This is a genomic window from Vibrio sp. YT-17, assembly GCF_033337375.1.
Classification (GTDB): domain Bacteria; phylum Pseudomonadota; class Gammaproteobacteria; order Enterobacterales; family Vibrionaceae; genus Vibrio; species Vibrio alginolyticus.
In genome coordinates this window covers 1-1,321 of the sequence record NZ_JAWOQP010000100.1, presented here as the reverse complement: position 1 = coordinate 1,321, position 1,321 = coordinate 1, and the positions used below count along the sequence as shown (strand labels likewise).

Annotated in this window: 1 protein-coding gene; it reads left to right on the top strand. The window is 49.1% G+C overall.

Annotated elements, in window-relative coordinates; translation table 11 throughout:
• Positions 1 to 156: 156 nt before the first annotated feature.
• On the top strand, positions 157 to 1,321 hold a 1,165-nt coding region (locus R7F67_RS24145), incomplete at its 3' end, for an aminopeptidase P family N-terminal domain-containing protein (RefSeq protein ID WP_318057454.1).

Here is a 1,321-nt window from a genome sequence, read left to right as displayed (position 1 = left end):
AACAGTCGATAGTCCTTTTTGGCTCATCTATGGCCTGTTGTACCCAGACTTAAACGTCATCTTGCTACGACGTTTAACTCAATCACTGCACGAAGCAGAAGGAAACAGCTCCCACACCTGAGCATGAAGGAGCGGTAATTTGAAGGAATAAAACAGATGCACAACGATACCCTAAGCCGCGTGAACGCAATTCGCGAATGGCTTGCTCAACACAACATTGATGCCCTACTGATCCCTCATGAAGATGAATACCTGGGTGAATATGTCCCTGCGCACAATGAACGCCTCCATTGGCTAACCGGATTCACAGGCTCTGCAGGCGCAGCCGTGATCACACAAGACAAAGCCGCGATTTTTGTTGATGGTCGCTATACAGTGCAAGTGACCAAACAAGTTCCTAGCGATTTGTTTGAATATCGCCACCTAATTGAAGAACCGGCATTGGATTGGATTCAAGACAATCTAACCGCAAATGCGTCCGTGGCTATCGACCCACGCATGCACAGTTCGGCTTGGCTAGATATGGCACAAGCAAAACTGGCCGGAAAACTTGAGCTGAACATTCTCTCCAGCAACCCAATTGATGCATTATGGCATGACCGCCCTGCACCAGTGGTTTCTGACGTTCGCCTCATGCCAACAGAAGCCGTTGGTCAATCAAGCGAAAGTAAGCGTAAAGAGATCGCTCAACTGGTAGCAAAAGCCAGTGCCGACAGTGCAGTTATCACAGCGCTTGTTTCTATTTGTTGGCTATTGAATGTACGTGGCTTGGATGTATCGCGTTTGCCAGTTTTACTCTCGCACGCGATTCTTCATGCCGACTCAAGTGTAGAGTACTTCCTAGATCCCGCTCGCTTACCTGCTGAATTTGCAGCGCATGTGGGTACTGGTGTGACGGTTCATCATCCAGAAGCACTTCAATCACGCCTTGAAGCCATGTCTGGTAAAAAGGTATTGCTCGACCCAGCAATCAGTAACGCATGGTTTAAGTTAGTTCTGCAAAATGCAGGCGCATCGGTTATTGCTGCAGCCGATCCATGTTTAATGCCAAAAGCCGCGAAAAACGAAGTTGAGATTGCGGGCATGAAAGCCTGTCATATCCGCGACGGTGTAGCGATGAGCAAATTCCTTTGCTGGCTAGATGCCGAAGTGGCTGCAGGCAATCTTCATGATGAAGCTACACTGGCTGATCGCCTAGAAGCATTCCGTAAAGAAGACCCAACGCTGATGGATCTGAGCTTTGATACCATTTCGGCCGCATGCAGCAACGCCGCCATGTGTCACTACAACCACATGAACCAGCCACAACCGGGCCAATTGG